The sequence below is a fragment of the Streptococcus sp. Marseille-P7375 genome, from assembly GCF_902460365.1.
Classification (GTDB): domain Bacteria; phylum Bacillota; class Bacilli; order Lactobacillales; family Streptococcaceae; genus Streptococcus; species Streptococcus cristatus_I.
The window spans coordinates 1-923 of record NZ_CABPTR010000010.1 but is presented as its reverse complement, the minus strand read 5'-3'; the positions used below and the strand labels follow the sequence as shown (position 1 = coordinate 923).

The following is a 923-nucleotide window of genomic DNA, read 5'->3' as shown; positions in this document are numbered from 1 at the left end:
ACTGATTGGCTCAGGCTCAATGATGCTGAGGCACTTGCACTTGTTGAAACGGATTGGCTCAAGCTTACTGATGCTGAAGTGCTTGTGCTTGCTGAGACAGACTGGCTCAGGCTTACTGATGCTGAAGCACTTGCGCTTGTTGAGACAGACTGGCTCAAGCTCATTGACGCTGAAGCACTTGCGCTTGTTGAGACAGATTGGCTGCCACTCAACGAAGCTGAGGCACTTGTGCTTACTGATACAGACTGGCTTGCGCTCAATGACGCTGAAGCTGATTCGCTTGCTGAAACTGATTGGCTCAGGCTCAATGATGCTGAGGCACTTGCACTTGCTGAGACAGACTGGCTCAAGCTCAATGACGCTGAAGCTGATTCGCTTGCTGAAACTGATTGGCTCAGGCTCAATGATGCTGAGGCACTTGCACTTGTTGAAACGGATTGGCTCAAGCTTACTGATGCTGAAGTGCTTGTGCTTGCTGAGACAGACTGGCTCAGGCTTACTGATGCTGAAGTGCTTGTGCTTGCTGAGACAGACCGGCTCAGGCTCAATGATGCTGAGGCACTTGCACTTGCTGAGACAGACTGGCTCAAGCTCAATGACGCTGAAGCTGATTCGCTTGCTGAGACAGACTGGCTCAAGCTCAATGACGCTGAAGCTGATTCGCTTGCTGAAACTGATTGGCTCAGGCTCAATGATGCTGAGGCACTTGCACTTGTTGAAACGGATTGGCTCAAGCTTACTGATGCTGAAGTGCTTGTGCTTGCTGAGACAGACCGGCTCAGGCTTACTGATGCTGAAGCACTGGCACTTGCTGAGACAGACTGGCTCAAGCTCAATGACGCTGAAGCTGATTCGCTTGCTGAAACTGATTGGCTCAGGCTCAATGATGCTGAGGCACTTGCACTTGTTGAAACGGATTGGCT

At 50.9% G+C, this 923-nt stretch carries 1 pseudogene; it reads left to right on the top strand.

Going from position 1 to position 923, the window contains the following annotated elements:
* Positions 1-923: pseudogene (locus FZ954_RS12040) on the top strand (hypothetical protein); the annotation flags it as partial.